Genomic DNA, 18021 nt, shown 5'->3' with positions numbered 1-18021 from the left:
CCTCAGTCCAGGGTGAAGTAGTCCGGACCGGCGTAGCGGCCGGTGGTCAGCTTGGTGCGCTGCATGAGCAGGTCGTTGAGCAGCGAGGAGGCGCCGAACCGGAACCGGTCGGGGCTGAGCCAGTCGTCGCCCACCGTCTCGTTGATCAGCACGAGGTACTTGATCGCGTCCTTGGTGGTCTTGATCCCGCCGGCCGGTTTGACGCCGATGATCCGCCCGTGCCGGGCCCGGAAGTCGCGGACCGCCTCCAGCATCACCAGGGTGATCGGGAGGGTGGCGTTGACCGTCACCTTGCCGGTGGAGGTCTTGATGAAGTCGGCGCCGGCCAGCATCGCGAGCCAGGAGGCCCGGCGGATGTTGTCGTACGTCCCCAGTTCGCCGGTCTCCAGGATGACCTTGAGGTGGGCGCCGCCGCACGCCTCCTTGACCGCGGCGATCTCGTCGAAGACCCGCGTGTACTCCCCGGCCAGGAACGCGCCCCGGCTGATCACCATGTCGATCTCGTCGGCGCCGTCGGCGACCGCCTCCCGGGTGTCGGCGAGTTTCACCTCCAGCGGCGCCTGACCGGACGGGAAGGCGGTCGCGACGCTGGCCAGATGCACTCCCGAGCCGGCCAGGGCCGCCGCGGCGACCTTGACCATCGCCGGGTAGACGCAGATCGCCGCGGCCGGCGGGCAGGTGGGGTCGGCCGGGTCGGGCCGCCTCGCCTTGGCGCAGAGCGCCCGCACCTTGCCCGGGGTGTCGGCGCCCTCCAGCGTGGTCAGGTCGACCATCCGGATGGCGAGGTCGATCGCCTTGGCCTTGGAACTCGTCTTGATCGACCGGGTCGCGAGCGCAGCCGCCCGCGCCTCGACGCCCACCTTGTCGACCCCGGGGAGGCCGTGCAGGAACGAGCGGAGATCGGACAGTTCAGCGGCCGCTGTCACAGTCATGAGAACGATTCTACGCAACCCTGTAGCTGTTGATCATGATGGAACGATTAGGTTGTTGCCGTGGATGTCCTTGTCGTAGACCACCCGCTGGCTCAGACCCGGCTCACCGCGATGCGCCGCACCGAGACCGACTCCGGTGTCTTCCGCGCCTCGCTGCACGAACTCACCACGATGGTGGTCTACGAGGCGGCCCGCCTCTTCGCCGTCGAGAAGTACCCCATCGAGACGCCGGTAGCGCCGACCGAGGGCACCCGGCTGGCCAACCCGCCGCTGATCGTCCCGGTGCTCCGGGCCGGTCTGGGCATGGCCGACGCCGCGCTCGCGCTGCTGCCCGAGTCGTCGATGGGCTTCGTCGGCCTGGCCCGGGACGAGGAGACGCACGAGCCGCGCGCCTACATGGAGTCGCTGCCCGTCGACCTGACCGGGCAGCCGGTCCTGGTCCTCGACCCGATGCTGGCCACCGGCGGCTCGCTGCTGCACTGCTGCCGGCTGCTCGCCGACCGGGGCTGCACCGACATCATCATCTGCTGCGTGCTGGCCGCCCCCGAGGGCGTCGAGCGCCTGAAGGACTCCGGCCTGCCGCTGCGCCTGGTCACCGCGTCGATCGACGAGGGGCTCAACGAGAAGGCCTACATCGTGCCCGGCCTGGGCGACGCCGGCGACCGCCAGTTCGGCGGCATGCGCCGCTTCTAAAGAGCCATTCGGGTACGGCGTGCGCCGTCCCGAGGACACTCCGGCTGGCTCTCAGCGCTGTTTCGGGGACGTTGAAACAGCCCTGGGGGCCAGCTGGACCACCGATCTCCGCCCGGCGCGGGCGGCACAGGCGTGAGCGGGCAGCCGGTCGCGGCTCTGTGCGTACGATCACATGGTCTCGGTGTAGGCCCAGGAGAGCGCCCGGCCGGCGGCGAAGGGCATCACGCCGTGGAAGACGGTGGGGTGGTCGGCGAAGACCAGCGGGAGGAAGTGCCGGTCGGACTCCCACATCGGGATCTTTCCGGCCAGCATCTCGGTGACCTCGACCCAGTGCAGGCTGCCCTCGTCGTTGGCGGTGTGCGGGGTGCCGGACCAGGACGTGACCCGGAAGAGGAAGCCGAACCAGTTCTCGCCGCCGCGGCCGAAACCGGGCCAGGAGATCGTTCCGGCCAGGTCGAGGCCGGTGCAGTCGAGCCCGGCCTCCTCGTGGATCTCCCGGCGCATCCCGGCCACCACGTCCTCGCCGGGCTCCAGCTTGCCGCCCAGGCCGTTGAACTTGCCGTAGTGGATGTCGTCCGGCCGGGTGTCCCGCCGGATCATCAGCACCCGCGAGCCGTCCGGGGAGAGCACGTAACCGAGGGTGGCCAGGATCGCTTGCACCCGGTGCACCTTACCGGCGCGGGCCGGAGCCCCGCCCGCGCCGGTGAAGGTGGTCAGCGGTCCAGGAGCGCGAAGAGGCTCTCCCAGCGGTCCACGATGCTGTCCGGGCTGAACCGCTGCACCGACTCGCGGCCCGCCGAACCGAGGCGGACCCGCAGTTCGCGGTCCTCGATCAGGCGGTTCAGGCCGATCGCGAACCCGCTCACGTTGCCGGGCGTGACGACCAGGCCACCGCTGACCTCGTCGTCGATCAGCTCGCGGATGCCGGGCGCGCAGTCGAACGCCACGGTGGGCAGCCCGTACGCCATCGCCTCCATCACCGCGATCGGGAAGCCCTCCTCGCGGGACGGCAGAGCGTACACCGAGGCGGAGCTGAGCGCGCCGTCGATGTCGCTGGTCTTGCCCTGGAACAGCGCCGTGTCGTCGAGGCCCAGCGAGCGGGCCTGGGTGCGGAGGGCCTGCTCGTCCGGGCCGGCGCCGAAGATCTTCAGCCGCCAGTCCGGGTGCTGCGGCCCGACCTGCGCCCACGCCTCGATCAGCATGTCGATGCCCTTGTCGTGGGAGAGGCGGCGGAGCGTGACCACCGTCTTCTCGTCCAGCGTGGGCAGCGTCTTCGGCACGGTCATCAGCGGGTTCGGCATGGCGCCGACGTTGGACATGCCGGCCCGGGCCCACGCGTCCGCGTCGGCGTCGGTGAGCGACAGGTGGATGTCCATGCCACCGTAGAACTTGAGCACCCGGTTGTAGCGGCTGCTGTTCCTGCACGCCTCGAACGACTCGTGGGACATGCCGATGACCTGCATGCCGGTGGTGTCCGCGGCGGCCACCCACTCGCCGGCCCACACCTGGGAGGCGATCACCACGGCGCCCGGGGACTCCGCGGTGCGCAGCAGCTCGTTCAGCCGCCGCACGCCGCCCTCGAAGATCTGCTGCCGCTTGCGCAGCATCAGGCTCCGCCCCGGGTTGAGCAACGCCGCGCCGGTCGCCTTGCGGCGCCGGGGCAGGTGGTCCTCGTGCAGGGTGAACGTCGGGTACGGCAGGTCGGAGCCGAAGTCCCGGTAGTCGGTGGCCGGCTCCACGCCGATCAGCCGCACCCGGTGGCCGCGTGCGGTGAACAGCCGGGAGATGTCGTGCACCCACTGGGTGAGGCCACCCAGCTCATTCACGCTGTTGCAGATGATGAAGATGTCGCGGGTCTCAGCCACGGCGTGCTCCGGAACGGAAGAAGCGGTCGACCACAGCCTTGGCGGCCTGACCGGTGTCGAACTCACCGTACTGGGCCACGAACTCGCGGCGCTTGCCGGCGTACGCCTCGGCGTTGCCGTCCAGGTCCGACAGGGCGGCGATCAGATCCTCCGAGGTACGGGTGAGCGGGCCGGGCGCGATCGAACCGAGGTCGAAATAGGAGCCGCGGCTGCTGCCGACGTAGTCGTCGTAGTCCGGCACGTGGAAGATCATCGGACGGTTGAGCAGGGAATAGTCGAACATCAGCGACGAGTAGTCGGTGATCAGCGCGTCCGAGATCTGCATCAGCGGCGTGACGTCGTGGACGTTGGCCACGTTGCGGACCGAGTGCCCGTACGCCGGCGGCAGCGCGAACGACACCAGGTAGTGCGGGCGGACCAGCAGCACGGCGTCGTCACCGAACCGGTGCACGAACTCGTCGAGGTCGAACGGCAGTTCCAGGCCGGACTTGCGGTTCACCTCCTCGGGGCGGAACGTCGGCGCGTACAGCACCACCTTCCGTCCGTCGGTGAGCCCCAGCGACTTGCGCAGCTTGGCGACCTCGGCCTCGTTGCCGCCGTTGACCAGCGCGTCGTTGCGCGGGTAGCCGACCCGCAGCAGCTCGGCGCCGACCCGCATGCCCTGGGTGAGGGTGCGCACGTCGTGCTCCGAGCGGACCAGGAACACGTCGAACCGGTCGATCGCCCGCTGCAACCGCTGCTGTGACTGCTCGGTCTGCGCCTTGATGGTGGCCTCGTCGAAGCCCATCTTCTTGAACGCCGACCCGTGCCAGGTCTGGATGTACGTGGTCTCCGGCCGCTTGCGCAGGTCGTGCGGGAAGCCCTGGTTGTCGATCCAGAACTCGGCCTGGCCGAGCGCCTGGAGGTACGCCCACGAGTTGCGCTTGACCAGCTTGGCGTCGGACGGGAAACCGGTCGGATGGGTCGCGTACACCCAGATCGGGGTGAACTTGATCCCCTGCCGCTCCATCTCCTCGTAGATGGCGCGCGGGCTGTCCGAGAACTGCTTGCCCATGTGGCTCTCGAAGACGACCGTGCCCTTCTTGACCGGCATCTTCAGGAAGACGTTCTCGTACCAGGACAGCTTGGTGGCCCGCTTGTTGCGGCGCTGGCGCAGCGAGCTCTGCAGCTCGGCGGCCCGCTCCCAGGCGCGGCTGCCGATGCTGGTGTTGCGCACCCCGCTGATCGCGGCGGTGCCCAGCTTCGCGGCGCTGCCGTCGGCGTCCAGCCGCAGCGCCACGTTGCCGCTGTCGGTGCGGTAGCCCTGGAGCAGGTCGGCGGTGAGGCGGGTGAGCTTGGGGCGGGCCGGCAGCCGCAGCGCCTCGGTCACCTCGTCCTCGGCGAACAGCGCCAGGTCGGCGCTGTCGGTGCCGACGGCCAGGTGCAGCCGGACCGAGTAGTTGGGGTCGATCAGACCCACCGGGCGCAGCAGCTTCTCCGGCTCGAAGGTGACCGTCCAGCCGACCCGCTGCTCGTCCACGACGAGCTGCGCCCGGGCCTTGAACACCCGGCGCTTGCTGCGCCGCTCGGCGAAGACCAGCTGAGCCTTCGGCGCCGACTCGACGGTGATCCGGCCGAGCGGGTTGACGAACGAGCCGGCGATGGTGACCGAGTCGCCGTCGCGGTGGACGCTGTCGATCCGGCTGCCCAGGCGCAGCTTGCTGAGCGGGCGGTCCTGCAGGCCCAGCTCGGTGACGTCCAGGACCGCGCGGCCCACCTCGTCGTCCAGGTGCCGGTCGGACCAGTACACCCGGCCGTCGTGGACCACCAGGTCGGCGGTCAGGTGCGGCTGGAAGGGCTTGCCGACCATGTAGTCGTGCACCGTGGCCACACCGTGGTAGTCGCCCTGCCGGGCCAGGTAGGCGGCCATCGCGGGCAGCGGCTTGGCCTGGAGGAACGCCTCCGGCTGGAGGGTTTCCAGGTAGGGCCGGGCGGCGTCGACCAGGGCCCGCTGATTTTCCTCCGGGAGGGTGCCGAGCCGGGCCAGGTGCACCCGCAGGTCGTTCTCGATGAACCGGATGTCCTTCTGCAACCGCAGGTCACCGGCGTCGTGCTTGGTCAGCAGGTCGTCGATCTTGCGGGTGACGATGATCCGGTCGGTGATGTTGCGGATGTCGGCGGCCCGGCGGGTGATCGAGAGGTTCGCCGCCTTGCGCTCGATGTTCCACGTGTAGATGCGCTGCGGGATGATCGCGATCTTCTTGGCCGCGAGGTACGCGTGCGCCGAGAACAGGTTGTCCTCGTACAGCCGGTCCTCCAGGAAGACCAGGTTCTCCCGGGTCAGGAAGTCGTGCCGGTACAGCTTGTTGGTCGACAGCACGTCGTAGAGCAGCTCGGGCTGGTCGTGCAGCGACTCGTAGACCACCTTGCGCTGGACCAGCCAGGGCATCCAGGAGGTCTCCTTGCCGGTCGCCACGTCGTGCCGGACGCACCGGCCGATGACCATGTCGGCGTGGGACTGCTCGGCCATCGACACCATGTTGCGGCAGGCGTGCTGGTCCAGGGTGTCGTCACTGTCCAGGAACATGATGAACCGGCCCCGGGCCGCCGCCACGCCCCGGTTGCGGGGCGCGCCGCAGTGACCCGAGTTGGCCTCCAGCCGGATGTAGCGCACCACGTCCGGGTGCTCGGCGACGAGCCGCTCCACCACGGCCTGCGTGCCATCCGTGCTGTGGTCGTCGCAGACGATCACCTCGTGGCTGCGCAGCGACTGGTTCAGCACCGAGCGGACCGCGGTCTCGATCCGGGCCGCGTCGTTGTACACGATGACCACGACTGTGACGTCTGGGGGCCGGGGCTGGGGCGAGGTCACGGTCGACGTGGTCCTTTCTGAAAGTTCGACGCTCTCGCGTCCGTCGTCGCGGGACGCAGTGGTGGGGGGCGTGGCCCGGAGCGGTCAGCATCATAGGTTACAGCCAGCGTGCTCATCCCCGGCTCGCGATCAAGGTGGCGGTGGATGGCTGCCGCCCGCTGTCGCCGGACGGATGAAGAGGTCAGCTAGCCTCGGTGCGGGATTCGGAGAACGAGAGGACGTTTCGTGAAGGTACTCATCGCCGGTGGCGCGGGCTTCATCGGCAGCACGATCGCGTCCTGTCTGCTCGACAACGGGCACCAGCCCGTCATCCTGGACAATCTGGTCACCGGCCGCCGTGAGTTCTGCGAGGGCCGGCCCTTCTACGAGGGTGACATCGCCGACACCGCGATGCTCGACCGGATCTTCGACGAACACCCCGACATCACCGCTGTGGTGCACTGCGCGGCGCTCATCGTGGTGCCGGAGTCGGTGGAGCGCCCGGTTCATTACTACCGGGAGAACGTGGCGAAGACCCTCGAGTTCGTCGACCACCTGATCGGCAAGGGCGTCACCCGGCTGCTGTTCAGCTCGTCGGCGTCGATCTACCAGCCCGGCGACGACTTCACCGTCGACGAGAACTCGGCCCTCACGGCGCTCAGCCCGTACGCGCGGACCAAGCTGATCGTCGAGCAGATGCTGAGCGACATCACCGCCGCGACCCCGATCAAGGTGCTGTCGCTGCGCTACTTCAACCCGATCGGCTCGGACCCGAAGATGCGGACCGGCCTCCAGCTGCGGTCCCCGAGCCACGCCCTGGGCAAGCTCATCGAGGTCTACCGGGAGGGCAAGCCGTTCCCGGTGACCGGTGTCGACTACCCGACCCGGGACGGCTCCGGCATCCGCGACTACGTGCACGTGTGGGATCTGGCCGGCGCCCACCTGCGGGCCCTCGAGGTCTTCGACACGCTGCCCTTCGAGAACGGGTCGCTCGCCATCAACCTGGGCACCGGCACCGGCACCACGGTGCTGGAGTTCGTCGAGGCGTTCAACCAGGTGGCCGACCGTGCGGTCGAGGTCGCGCACGCCCCGCGCCGCCCCGGCGACTCGGCCGGCGCCTACACCCGCAGCAGCCGTGCCGCCGATCTGCTGGGCTGGCGGGCCGAGCACACCGTGGCGGACGGCATCCGGGACTCACTGGACTGGTTCGCCCAGCGGGAGCGGATCCTGCCCGACCTTTCCGACCGATAGTTCCCTCAGGTGAGCGGGTCGGCGGCTGATGATCTGACCGACCTGGGGATCGGCTCGGATGACTCGGGCCACTATCGTTGCGTCACATGACCCCCATCCCGCTCGCCGAGGAACTCCTCCTCCTCGCGTATGACGACCAGACCGGAAAGGCCACGGGTTCCCGCATCGGGCTCGACCTGGGCATGGCCGCCGCGGTGCTGATCGACCTGGCGCTGGCCAACCGGATCGCGTACGCGGCCGACGGCTACCTGAAGGTCGTGGACGCCACACCGCTCGGCGACCCGGTCGCCGACGCCGTGCTGGGAAAGGTCGCGTCCGACGAGCCGCACACCCCGGCCCAGTGGCTACAGCGCCTGCGGCACCGGCTGCGGACCCGGGTGCTCGAGGACCTGTGCGCCCGGGGTGTCGTGCAGGACGTGGACGAGACCCAGATGGGCGTCATCCACGTGCACCGCTACCCGACCAGCGACCCGGCGTACGAAGCCGAGATCCGGCAGCGGCTGGCGGCCGCGCTGACCGGCGACACCCTGCCCGACGAGCGGACGGCCGCGCTGGCCACCCTGCTCGTCGCGGCCCGGATGGAGCCGGCGCTGAAACTCCCGGCCGGGGAGTCGGAGCGGGCCCACGAGCGGCTGGAGGAGATCGCCAGCAACGCCGGCTTCGTGGGTGACGTCTCCCTGGAGGACTCCATCGTGCGGCCCAGCGTCGCGCTGGTGGTGGCCACCCTGGGCCGGGCCATCCAGGCCGCGCTGGGCGCCCCCAAGCCGATCTGACCGTTCCCCCGGGGCTTCGCGGGAAGCCCCGGGGACGGTTCCTCAGACGCCGAGCGTTGCCGCGATCTCGGCGCGAAGAGCTTTCAGATCCGCCGCCGCGCGGGTGCGGGCCGTCGCCGGGTCACCCTCGACGACCACTTCGAGGTACGCCTTGAGCTTCGGCTCCGTACCGGACGGCCGGATCACCACCCGGGTCGTGGCGGTGCGGAAGGTCAGCACGTCGTTCTCCGGCAGCAGGTCGGTCGTCTCGGTCACCGGCGCCCCGAGAAGCGCCGCCGGCGGGTTGCGCCGGGCCCGGCCCATCGCCGTCCCGATCTCGGCGAGGTCGTCCACCCGGACCGACAGCTGGTCGGTGGCGTGCAGGCCCAGCTCGCTCGCCAGCTCGTCGAGGCGGCCGGCCAGGGTGCGGCCCTCCGCCCGCAGACCGGCGGCCAGCTCGGCGACGGTCAGCGCCGCCGTGATGCCGTCCTTGTCCCGGACCAGGGCCGGGGCCACGCAGTAGCCGAGCGCCTCCTCGTAACCGAACGCCAGGTCGTCGGCGGCTCGGACGATCCACTTGAAGCCGGTCAGGGTCTCGGCGTAGGGCACGCCACGGGCGGCGCACAGACGGCCCAGCATCGACGACGAGACGATCGTGGTGGCGTACAGGCCGGGAGTGCCCCGGCGGATCAGGTGATCGGCGAGCAGCACGCCCAGCTCGTCACCGCGCAGCGGCCGCCAGCCGTCCGGCCCCGGGATCGCCACCGCACAGCGGTCGGCGTCCGGGTCGTTCGCGATCGCCAGGTCGGCGCCGTGCTCCGCGGCCAGCGCCAGCAGCCGGTCCATGGCGCCCGGCTCCTCCGGGTTCGGGAACGCCACGGTCGGGAACTCGGGATCCGGCTCGGCCTGCGCCGCGACGATCGCCGGGGCGGGGAAACCGGCCGCCACGAACGCCTCGGCGAGCGTCGACCCGCCGACCCCGTGCATCGGGGTGTACGCGATCGTCAGGTCACGCGGGCCGGACGGGTCCAGGACGGCGGCCGCGCCGCGCACGTACCCCTGGGCCACCTCGGCGCCCAGAAGGGTGCCCGGACCGCCCAGCGGGACCGACGCGACGCTCGGGACCGCCCGGATGGCGGCCTCGATGCCGGCGTCGGCCGGCGGGACGATCTGCGCCCCGTCGCCGGCCGGACCACCCAGGGCCGCGCCCAGGTAGACCTTGTAGCCGTTGTCCTGGGGCGGATTGTGGCTGGCGGTCACCATCACCCCGGCGACCGCGCCGAGAGCGCGGACCGCGCACGCCCCGCCCGGTGCCGGCCGCGGCCCGCCCCCCACCCCCGCCCCGCGCCCGGCGCCGGCCGCGACCCGGGCGGTCCGCTCGGCGAAGTCCTTCGAGCCGTGCCGGGCGTCGTACCCGATCACCAGCGGGCCCTCGCCGCCGTTCGCCGCCAGCCAGCCGACCAGGCCGGCCGCGGCCCGGGTGACCACCGCGAGGTTCATGCCGTTGGGCCCGGCGCGCAGGCGGCCGCGCAGACCGGCCGTGCCGAAGGTGAGCGGGCCGGCGAAGCGGTCGAGCAGTTCGGCGGCGGTGGCCGGCAGACCGTCGATTACCGCACGCAGTTCGGCCCGGCTCGCCGGATCGGGGTCGTCGGCGAGCCAGGCCTCGGCCCGGGCGATCAGGTCAACATCAACTTGTGGTGCCATCAGGGATTGATAGCACAGGAGCGTCACAGGCTGAGCTGGAAACTCTCCACCATGGCGTCGTAGTACTTCCGGTACTCGGTGAACTTCGCGTCGGTGGTGGTCAGGTAGAACGAGTACATCTTGTTGTTGACCGTGGTCATCCGCCAGATGCCGTGGCGCATGGCCGCACCCTCGCCGCAGGTGTACTCCAGCTCCGCGCCCGGGTTGCCGGAGACGTCGACCTGCTGGGTGCCGACCGTGACGAACGGGTCGGGACAGGTCTTGCCCTTCTTCAGGCCCGTCGGGGCGGTCTGGCTGACGAACTTGGCCGGGTCGACCGAGCCCTTCTCCACCAGGACCCGCACCTTCGTGGTCTTGTCCGAGGGCTCGTAGTACTCCACGTAGACGCCGCCGGCCGCGCGGGTCCAGCCGGCCGGCACGTTCACGCTGACCGCGGCGTTGCCCTTGTACGCCTGCGTCTCCACCGCGGGCGCGGGCGGGGCGCTGGTGGGCCCACCGGCGGACGGGGTGGTCTTCGGGTCGCCGCCGCCGCTCAGGGCGACGACGAGCACCAGGATCAGGACCACGGCGGCGGCCGCGCCACCGGAGATCAGCTGCTTGTTGCGCGGCCAGCCCCGGAACGTGGCGACCGCCTTGCCGGCGCCCTCCTTGACCGTGCCGACCACGTTCTCCATGACGGCCCGGCGCTTGGCGGCCGGGCTGACCACCACGGTGCCGGGGCGGGGCGCGCCACCGGGCGGCGGGACCTGCCACGGGTTCTGCGGCGGGATGACGCTCGTGGTGTCGCCACCGGCGGACCGGCCGCCGTCGGGCAGCTTGTGGGCGGGCATCGCGCCGGTCGGCATGCTCACGGCCGGCCCGGTGGGCGCGACCGGCTCGGGGGCGCGACGGCGGCCGCCGCCGTTCTGCTGCTCCAGCTTGGCCAGGTGGTCGGTGAGCGACTCGCCGGGCGCCAGCATGGCCCGGCCGCCGATCTGACCGGTCGGCTGCGGCGGGATCTGCTGCGTCTCGGCCGGGGCCGGGCTGACCGGCCGCGGCGAGGGCACCACCGAATAGGGGTCGGTCATCATGTGCGGCGGGTTCTTGCTGGCCAGCGGCCCGGCCAGCTGCTGCCGCAGGATGGTCCGGGCGGTCTGCACGTCCATCCGCCGGGCCGGGTCCTTCTCCAGCAGGCCCATCAGCACCGGGGTGAGCGAGCCGGCCCGCACCACCGGGGCGGGCGGGTCCTCGACGACCGAGTGCATGGTCTCGATCGGGTCGCCCTTGTCGAACGGCGGCCGGCCCTCGATCGCGGTGTAGAGCGTGACGCCGAGCGAGAACAGGTCGCTGGGCGGGCCGAAGTCGTGGCCCATGGCCCGCTCCGGGGAGATGAAGTGCGGCGAGCCCAGCACCATGCCCGGCGTGGTCAGCTGCACGTCGGTGGGCATCCGGGCGACACCGAAGTCGGTCAGCACGCAGCGGCCGTCACCGCAGATCAGAACGTTGGCCGGCTTCACGTCGCGGTGCAGCACCCCGTGCGCGTGGGCCACCTCGAGGGCGCCGAGCAGAGCGATACCGATCTTCGCCACCACCCGGGAGGGGACCGGCCCGTCCTCGATGACCATGTCGGCGAGGCTGCGGGCGTCCAGCAACTCCATGACGATCCACGGGCGGCCGTTCTCGTGCACGACGTCGTAGACCTGCACCACGGCGGGGTGCTGGAGCGCGGCCGCGGCACGGGCCTCGCGCATGGTCCGTTCGTACATCGCGTCACGGTCGCTCGGTGCCAGGCCGGGCGGAAGGATGACCTCCTTGATCGCCACGTCGCGGCGCAGCAGCGTGTCCGCCGCCCGCCACACCGTTCCCATGCCGCCGTGACCCACCGCGGCGCGCAGCGTGTACCGCCCGCCGATGAGCGTGCCCGGAGCGGCGCGTCCGTTGGGGGGAGCCGTGTTGCCGCCGCTCCACGTCGGAATCTGAGTCACTGAGGATGCCACCGAGGGGGTATAGGGGCTGTCGACCAACCCCGCTATCTTGCCCGCAGGTTGCCCGAGAACGAAAGTTCCTGAGCCACTGTTAACCACACTTCGACGGTGGGTAGTCGCCGAGTGGCCGAGGGTGGCTTCCGGGCGAACGCAGGGTGGCAAATTCCTCACCGTCGGCGGCCTTAACGAGTCTTAGGATCACCCGTGTGAATGCAGAGTCAGGGTTCCCCATCAAACCGGTGTACGGCCCTGCTGACGTGCCGGTGAGCGCCGGGACCGACGAGCCCGGTCACTATCCCTACACGCGCGGCGTCTATCCGACGATGTACACGAAACGGCCGTGGACCATGCGGCAGTACGCCGGGTTCGGCACCGCGGCCGAGTCGAACGCCCGTTACCACCAGTTACTGGCGGCCGGCACGATGGGCCTTTCGGTGGCCTTCGACCTGCCCACCCAGATGGGCTACGACTCCGACGATCCGATCGCGCACGGCGAGGTCGGCAAGGTGGGCGTCGCCATCGACTCGATCGACGACATGCGGCAGCTCTTCGCCGGCATCCCGCTGGACCAGGTGTCCACCTCCATGACGATCAACGCGCCCGGGTCGGTGCTGCTGCTGCTCTACCAGCTGGTCGCCGAGGAGCAGGGGGTGCCCGGCACGGCGCTCCAGGGCACCATCCAGAACGACATCCTGAAGGAGTACATCGCCCGCGGGACGTACATCTTCCCGCCCAAGCCGTCGCTGCGGCTGGTGGCCGACACGTTCGCCTACTGCAAGGCCGAGATCCCGAAGTGGAACACCATCTCGATCTCCGGCTACCACATGGCCGAGGCCGGCGCCTCGCCCGCGCAGGAGGTCGCGTTCACGCTGGCCAACGGCATCGAGTACGTCCGGGCCGCGATCGCCGCGGGCCTCGCCGTCGACGACTTCGCGCCCCGGCTGTCGTTCTTCTTCGTAGCCCGGACCACGCTGCTGGAGGAGATCGCCAAGTTCCGTGCGGCCCGCCGGATGTGGGCGCGGATCATGCGCGACGAGTTCGGCGCCAAGGACCCGAAGTCGCTGATGCTGCGGTTCCACACCCAGACCGCGGGCGTGCAGCTCACCGCGCAGCAGCCGGAGGTCAACCTGATCCGGGTGGCGATCCAGGCGCTCGGCGCGGTGGCCGGCGGCACCCAGTCGCTGCACACCAACTCGTACGACGAGGCGATCGCCCTGCCCACCGAGAAGTCGGCCCGGCTCGCCCTGCGCACCCAGCAGGTGCTCGCCTACGAGAGCGGCCTGACCGGCACGGTCGACCCGTTCGCCGGCTCGTACGCGGTGGAGGCGCTCACCGACGCCGTCGAGAAGGAGGCGACCGCGCTCATCGACCGGGTCTTCGCGTTCGGCTCGTCGGTCGAGGCCATCGAGGCGGGCTTCCAGAAGAACGAGATCGAGGCGTCGGCGTACCGGATCGCCACCGAGATCGACGCCGGCGAGCGCGTGGTGGTGGGCGTCAACCGGTTCACCGTCGAGGAGGAGGAGAAGTACGAGCCCCTCAAGGTCGACCCGGCGATCGAGGCCGCACAGGTGGCCCGCCTCGCGAAGCTGCGCGCCGAACGGGACGAGCCGGCCGTACAGGCCGCGCTGGCAGATCTCGCGAAGGCCGCCGCCGGAAGTGTGAACGTCCTACCGTTGATGAAAGAGGCGTTGCGGCTCCGTGCGACCGTGGGGGAGGTGTGTCACACCCTCCGCGGGGTATGGGGCGTTCACCGCCCCGTCGAGCGCTTCTGACCGGGGACGACGTACTCGTAGTGTGTCGCGTCACCTCGGCGATCCACTACCCGTTGAGGTTGGCGGGCCGGGACGATCTCCCGTGGGCCCGCCCGGCCTCCGGAACGGTGTGAGCAGCTGTTTACACGACCGTTGCACAGCGTCACCAAAAACCGGACTAAGCTGTCGCGCGTCGTGGAACCCGACAAAACTTCGAGAGTGAATACGGAAGCCTGACGTGACTACTGCTCTGGAGGCGCCCGAGGGCGCCGATACGGCGTGGCCCGGGCAACTCCCCGGGTCCGACCCCCTCCCCGGCCGGCTGGACCGCTGGCTCGCCTCGCGGGGGGCCGAGCTGGTAGCCATTCGCCGGCACCTCCACGCTCACCCGGAGCCGTCACACTCCGAGTTCGAGACCGCCGCGCTCATCGCCCGGGAACTCTCCGTGGCCGGCCTCACCCCGCAGCTGATGCCGCGCGGCAACGGTGTCATCTGCGACATCGGCGAGGGCCCGCGGACCATCGCCTTCCGGGCCGACATCGACTCGCTGCCGTTGCAGGACCTCAAGGACGTGTCCTACCGCAGCACCGTCGACGGGCAGGCCCACGCCTGCGGCCACGACGTGCACACCACCGTCATGCTCGGGCTCGGCATGGCGCTGGCGCAGCTCAACGAGCAGGATCTGCTGCCCGGCCGGGTTCGGCTGCTCTTCCAGCCGGCCGAGGAGGCGATGCCGTCCGGCGCGCCCGAGGTGATCGCCGCGGGCGGCCTCAAGGACGTCGACGCCATCTTCGCGCTGCACTGCTACCCGCAGCTGCCGGCCGGGCTGGTCGGGGTCCGCTCCGGCCCGTTCACCGCGGCCGCCGACGCCGTCGAGGTCAAGCTGACCGGCCCCGGTGGGCACACCGCCCGCCCGCACCTCACCGCCGACCTGGTGCACGCGCTGGGCCGGATCATCGTCGACGTGCCCGCGCTGCTCAGCCGCCGGATCGACCCGCGCGCCGGCATCTCGCTGGTCTGGGGCTCGGTGCACGCCGGGCAGGCGTTCAACGCCATCCCCGGCGCGGGTGAGGTGCGCGGCACCGTCCGGGTCCTCAGCCGGGAGGCCTGGCGGGAGGCGCCCGAGCTGATCACCAGGCTGATCAAGGACGTGGTCGCGGCCACCGGCGCCGAGGTCGACGTCAACTACATCCGCGGCGTTCCGCCGGTCATCAACGACCGGATGGCGTCGGCGGTCATCGCGGGCGCCGCGGGCGCCGCGCTCGGCCCGGACCGGGTGGTCGAGGCCGAGCTCAGCATGGGCGGCGAGGACTTCGCCTTCTACCTGGAACACGTCCCCGGCGCGATGATCCGCCTCGGCACCGGCCGGCCCGGCTCCGACGTCCGGCACGACCTGCACCAGGGCGACTTCGACGTGGACGAGAGCTGCATCGGCTACGGCGTCCGGGTGATGGCCCACACCGCCTTGGCCGCCCTTGCGACCGGTTCTTTTTGACCGGCTCCTTTTAACCGGCTCCGCTTCGCTCCGCGGCAAAACGCCTGGTAACCGGTGAGGAGGCAGGCGATTTCCCGCCGCCGCAAACCCCGCGGCGTCGAGAAATCACGTGCCTCCTCACCGGCGGCGTTTTGCGGGTGTGGCTGTCCCGCTTCCACGCATCAGGGAGCCAGTATGCGTTTGCGTACCGGATCAGGGGTTTGACGCGGGGGCCTCGGCCGGGGGAGTGACCAGCGCCGGGGTGTTACGGCGGCGGTAACGCCGCAGCAGGTGCATGATCGCCCAGGCCGGGACGCCGATCGCGATGATCCACGGGAGCAGCGCGCCCAGGATGGTGAGCAGCACGCCGAGCGACACCATCAGCGCCTTCCAACCGCCGGCGAGACCGGCCAGGAAGCCCGGCGGCTCCTCCTCCGGCTCCACGGCGGCCGCGGCCGGGTCGAGGAGCACCACGGTGATCGTGGAGAGCGAGGTGAGGTCGGACAACCGCCGCTTCTTGCCCTCCAGCGCGGCCAGGTCCGACTCGCGGGTGGCCACCTCGCGTTCCAGCATGACCAGGTCGTCGAGGTTCTTCGCCTCGGCGAGCAGGCGCTTGCCGCTCTCCACCCGGGCCTTCTGCACGGAGATCCGGGCGTCCAGGTCGACCACCTGCTCGGTGACGTCCTCGGTGTTGATGCCCCGCGTCTCCTCGGTGCCCAGCTTGGCGATCTGGTCCACCGCGGAGGTGAACTTGTCGGCCGGGACGCGCAACGTGATGTTCGCGGTCGACGTGCCGTCGCCGCTGTGCCGCTCGTCGCCGCCGACGAACCCGCCGGAGGCCGCGGCGATGCCGGTGACCTGGGCCGCCGCCGAGGTGACGTCCTCCACCCGCAGGGTGATCGACCCGGTGTAGATGATCGAGCGCTGGTCGATCCGCAGGTCGGGCGCCTGCGCCGTGCTGTCCTTGCCCTCGTTCGGCGCGGCGTTCTGCTCCTGCGCCGCCCCGCCGGCCTGGTCGGCCGCGCGGCCGCCTTCGCCGACCGCCGGCTTGGCCGCCGATCCGCTGCTGTCCGATTGTGATTCGTTGCCGGCGCCGCAACCGGCGAGCAGCAGGCCCGCCAGAAGGATTGTCGCCGTGAGTCCCCGTTTATGCATGGCAGCTCCGATCTCATGTCTTCACTGACCGTGGGACGTGAAGCACACACGTCTCGGTTCCGGCAGACTGCGAGATGAGCGGTCACAAATCAGCAGCGGAGGGATCCCGTGCGCGTCACGAAGTTCACGCACTCCTGCCTACGCGTCGAGGGCGCGGGAGTCCTCGTCGTCGATCCGGGCGAATTCTCCGAAGCGTCGGTATTGGACGGCGCGGACGCGGTGCTCATCACCCACGAACATTTCGATCACCTCGATGTGAAGGCGGTGACCGCGGCCGTCGCCCGGCGCCCGGATCTGCGGATCTTCGCGCATCCGGCGGTGCTGAAACTGCTCACCGACGTCGACGAGGCCACCACCGCCGTGTCGCCGGGGGAGGAGTTCGAGGCGGCCGGCTACCGGATCCGGGCCTTCGGCGGGCAGCACGCGATCATCCACCCGTACGTCCCGGTCTTCGCCAACCTGGGCTTCCTGATCGACGACGGCGGGGCCAACCTCTACCACCCGGGTGACTCCTTCGTGGCGCCGGACGTCGCCGTCGAGACGTTGTTCGTGCCGCTGAACGCGCCGTGGGCGACCATCGCCGAATCGCTCGAGTTCGTCCGCGGGATCCGGCCGGAGCGGGCCTTCGCGCTGCACGACGGGCTGATCAACGAGCGCGGTGCGGCGGTCTACGGCAAACACCTGGAAAGCTTCTCGGAGACCCGGTTCGCCCGGGTCGAGCCGGGCAGCGTGCTGGACTGACGTGCTGCACGCCGACGACGTCACCCAGCGGCTGTACGAAGCGCCGCCGGACGGGTTCGTCGCCGCCCGGGCCGAAGCCATCGCGGCGGCCCGGCAGGCCGGCGACCGGGAGGCCGCGAAACGACTGGCCGCGCTGAAGAAGCCGACCGTGGCGGCCTGGGTGGTCAACCTGGTGGCGCTGCGGCGACCGGAACTCATCGAGGAACTGGTCGAGCTCGCCACGGCGTTGCGGGCGGCGCAGCGGGAACTGCGGGGCGACGAGTTGCGGGAGCTGTCGACGCAGCGGCGGCAGTTCGTGTCGTCGCTGGTCGCGGCCGCCCGCAAACTGGCCGTCGGGGCCGGCGCGGGAGCCGCCAAGTTGCCGCTCGGGGAGGTGGAGGCGACGTTCACGGCGGCACTCGCCGAGCCGGAGATCGCCGAACAGGTGCGGACCGGGCGGCTGATCCGGGCGGTCAGCCACTCCGGGTTCGGTGAGGTGCCCCGGCCGCGACTGCGGTTGGTCACCGATTCACCCGACGAGCCGTCCGCCGCGCCGGGCCGTCCCTCCGCCGCGCCGGACCATCCCTCCGCCGCGCCGGACCATTCGGAGGCCGACCAGCGGCGCCGGGAGCAGGCGCAGCGGATCGAGCGCCGCCGCCGGGAACTGGAGCGGGACCTGAACGCCGCCACCGCCGCCGAACGGCGCGCCGACCGGCAACTCGAACGCGCCGAGGACGCCGAGCGGGAAGCCGGCCACCTGGTCGAGGACCTCGACGCCGAACTGGCCGAACTGGAGCGACGGCGGACCGAGGCGGTGGCCGACGTGGCCCGGCGCAAGGCGGCCCGCCGGACCGCGGAACGGGAGGCCGCGGAGGCCCGCCGCCGGGTAGGTGACGTGCAGGCGGCTCTGGACGACCTGCATCGATAGCG

General features: G+C 71.0%; 14 protein-coding genes. 7 read left to right on the top strand and 7 right to left on the bottom strand.

Annotated elements, in window-relative coordinates; translation table 11 throughout:
• Positions 1-2: 2 nt before the first annotated feature.
• Positions 3-932 (bottom strand): deoxyribose-phosphate aldolase, encoded by a 930-nt coding sequence (deoC, locus tag J5X75_RS23500; RefSeq protein WP_208469655.1) that lies wholly within the window; start codon positions 930-932, stop codon positions 3-5.
• 60 nt (positions 933-992) lie between these two features.
• Here deoC and upp point away from each other — a divergent pair, with 60 nt between their 5' ends.
• Entirely contained in the window at positions 993-1625 is a 633-nt protein-coding gene (upp, locus tag J5X75_RS23495; protein ID WP_208469654.1) for a uracil phosphoribosyltransferase, read from the top strand.
• A gap of 168 nt (positions 1626-1793) precedes the next feature.
• Here the strand turns inward: upp and J5X75_RS23490 are convergent, their stop codons facing one another.
• Genes J5X75_RS23490 through J5X75_RS46055 form a run of 3 tightly spaced genes read right to left on the bottom strand, consistent with a single transcriptional unit; the run spans position 1794 to position 6341 of the window.
• Positions 1794-2285, bottom strand: a complete 492-nt coding sequence (locus J5X75_RS23490; protein WP_208469653.1) for an NUDIX hydrolase — start codon at positions 2283-2285, stop codon at positions 1794-1796.
• 53 nt (positions 2286-2338) lie between these two features.
• Positions 2339-3490, bottom strand: a complete 1152-nt coding sequence (locus tag J5X75_RS46060; protein WP_208469652.1) for a glycosyltransferase — start codon at positions 3488-3490, stop codon at positions 2339-2341.
• Entirely contained in the window at positions 3483-6341 is a 2859-nt protein-coding gene (locus tag J5X75_RS46055) for a bifunctional glycosyltransferase/CDP-glycerol:glycerophosphate glycerophosphotransferase (RefSeq protein WP_307798219.1), read from the bottom strand. Before J5X75_RS46055 ends, J5X75_RS46060 begins: the two co-directional genes overlap by 8 nt.
• 225 nt (positions 6342-6566) lie before the next feature.
• On the opposite strand from J5X75_RS46055, the gene galE reads away from it, so the two are divergent.
• Together galE and J5X75_RS23470 are read left to right on the top strand one after the other, a co-directional pair.
• A complete protein-coding gene (gene galE / locus J5X75_RS23475; RefSeq protein WP_208469650.1) occupies positions 6567-7571 on the top strand; it encodes a UDP-glucose 4-epimerase GalE in 1005 nt (334 codons plus the stop codon).
• Positions 7572-7657: 86 nt separating this feature from the next.
• Positions 7658-8344, top strand: coding sequence for a GOLPH3/VPS74 family protein (locus J5X75_RS23470; RefSeq protein WP_208469649.1), 687 nt, complete (start codon positions 7658-7660; stop codon positions 8342-8344).
• Between the two features lie 42 nt (positions 8345-8386).
• On the opposite strand, the gene J5X75_RS23465 is transcribed toward J5X75_RS23470, so the two are convergent.
• Entirely contained in the window at positions 8387-10027 is a 1641-nt protein-coding gene (locus J5X75_RS23465) for a phospho-sugar mutase (RefSeq protein ID WP_208469648.1), read from the bottom strand.
• A 23-nt stretch (positions 10028-10050) separates the two neighbouring features.
• On the bottom strand, positions 10051-11991 hold the full coding sequence (locus J5X75_RS23460) for a serine/threonine-protein kinase (protein ID WP_208469647.1): 1941 nt from the start codon (positions 11989-11991) through the stop codon (positions 10051-10053).
• A gap of 206 nt (positions 11992-12197) precedes the next feature.
• Between J5X75_RS23460 and J5X75_RS23455 the strand changes: the two genes are divergently transcribed.
• Both J5X75_RS23455 and J5X75_RS23450 read left to right on the top strand, forming a co-directional pair.
• The gene (locus J5X75_RS23455; protein ID WP_208469646.1) at positions 12198-13763 is read left to right on the top strand and encodes an acyl-CoA mutase large subunit family protein; all 1566 of its coding nucleotides are present in this window, start codon (positions 12198-12200) and stop codon (positions 13761-13763) included.
• Between the two features lie 217 nt (positions 13764-13980).
• On the top strand, positions 13981-15237 hold the full coding sequence (locus tag J5X75_RS23450; protein WP_208469645.1) for an amidohydrolase: 1257 nt from the start codon (positions 13981-13983) through the stop codon (positions 15235-15237).
• Between the two features lie 192 nt (positions 15238-15429).
• Here J5X75_RS23450 and J5X75_RS23445 read toward each other — a convergent pair whose 3' ends face one another.
• Positions 15430-16371 carry a DUF4349 domain-containing protein gene (locus J5X75_RS23445; RefSeq protein WP_208469644.1) on the bottom strand — a complete coding sequence of 314 codons (942 nt, stop codon included), beginning with the start codon at positions 16369-16371 and terminating at the stop codon, positions 15430-15432.
• Between the two features lie 108 nt (positions 16372-16479).
• Here J5X75_RS23445 and J5X75_RS23440 point away from each other — a divergent pair, with 108 nt between their 5' ends.
• Both J5X75_RS23440 and J5X75_RS23435 read left to right on the top strand, forming a co-directional pair.
• On the top strand, positions 16480-17112 hold the full coding sequence (locus tag J5X75_RS23440) for an MBL fold metallo-hydrolase (protein WP_208469643.1): 633 nt from the start codon (positions 16480-16482) through the stop codon (positions 17110-17112).
• 1 nt (position 17113) lies between these two features.
• Positions 17114-18019, top strand: coding sequence for a hypothetical protein (locus tag J5X75_RS23435; RefSeq protein WP_208469642.1), 906 nt, complete (start codon positions 17114-17116; stop codon positions 18017-18019).
• Positions 18020-18021 lie beyond the last annotated feature (2 nt).

Origin of the sequence: Actinoplanes flavus (assembly GCF_017592555.1) — a bacterium.
In the GTDB taxonomy this organism is placed as follows: Bacteria; Actinomycetota; Actinomycetes; order Mycobacteriales; family Micromonosporaceae; genus Actinoplanes; species Actinoplanes flavus.
Note: the sequence above shows the minus strand (reverse complement) of the source record. Positions and strands in the feature narration are given on the sequence as shown.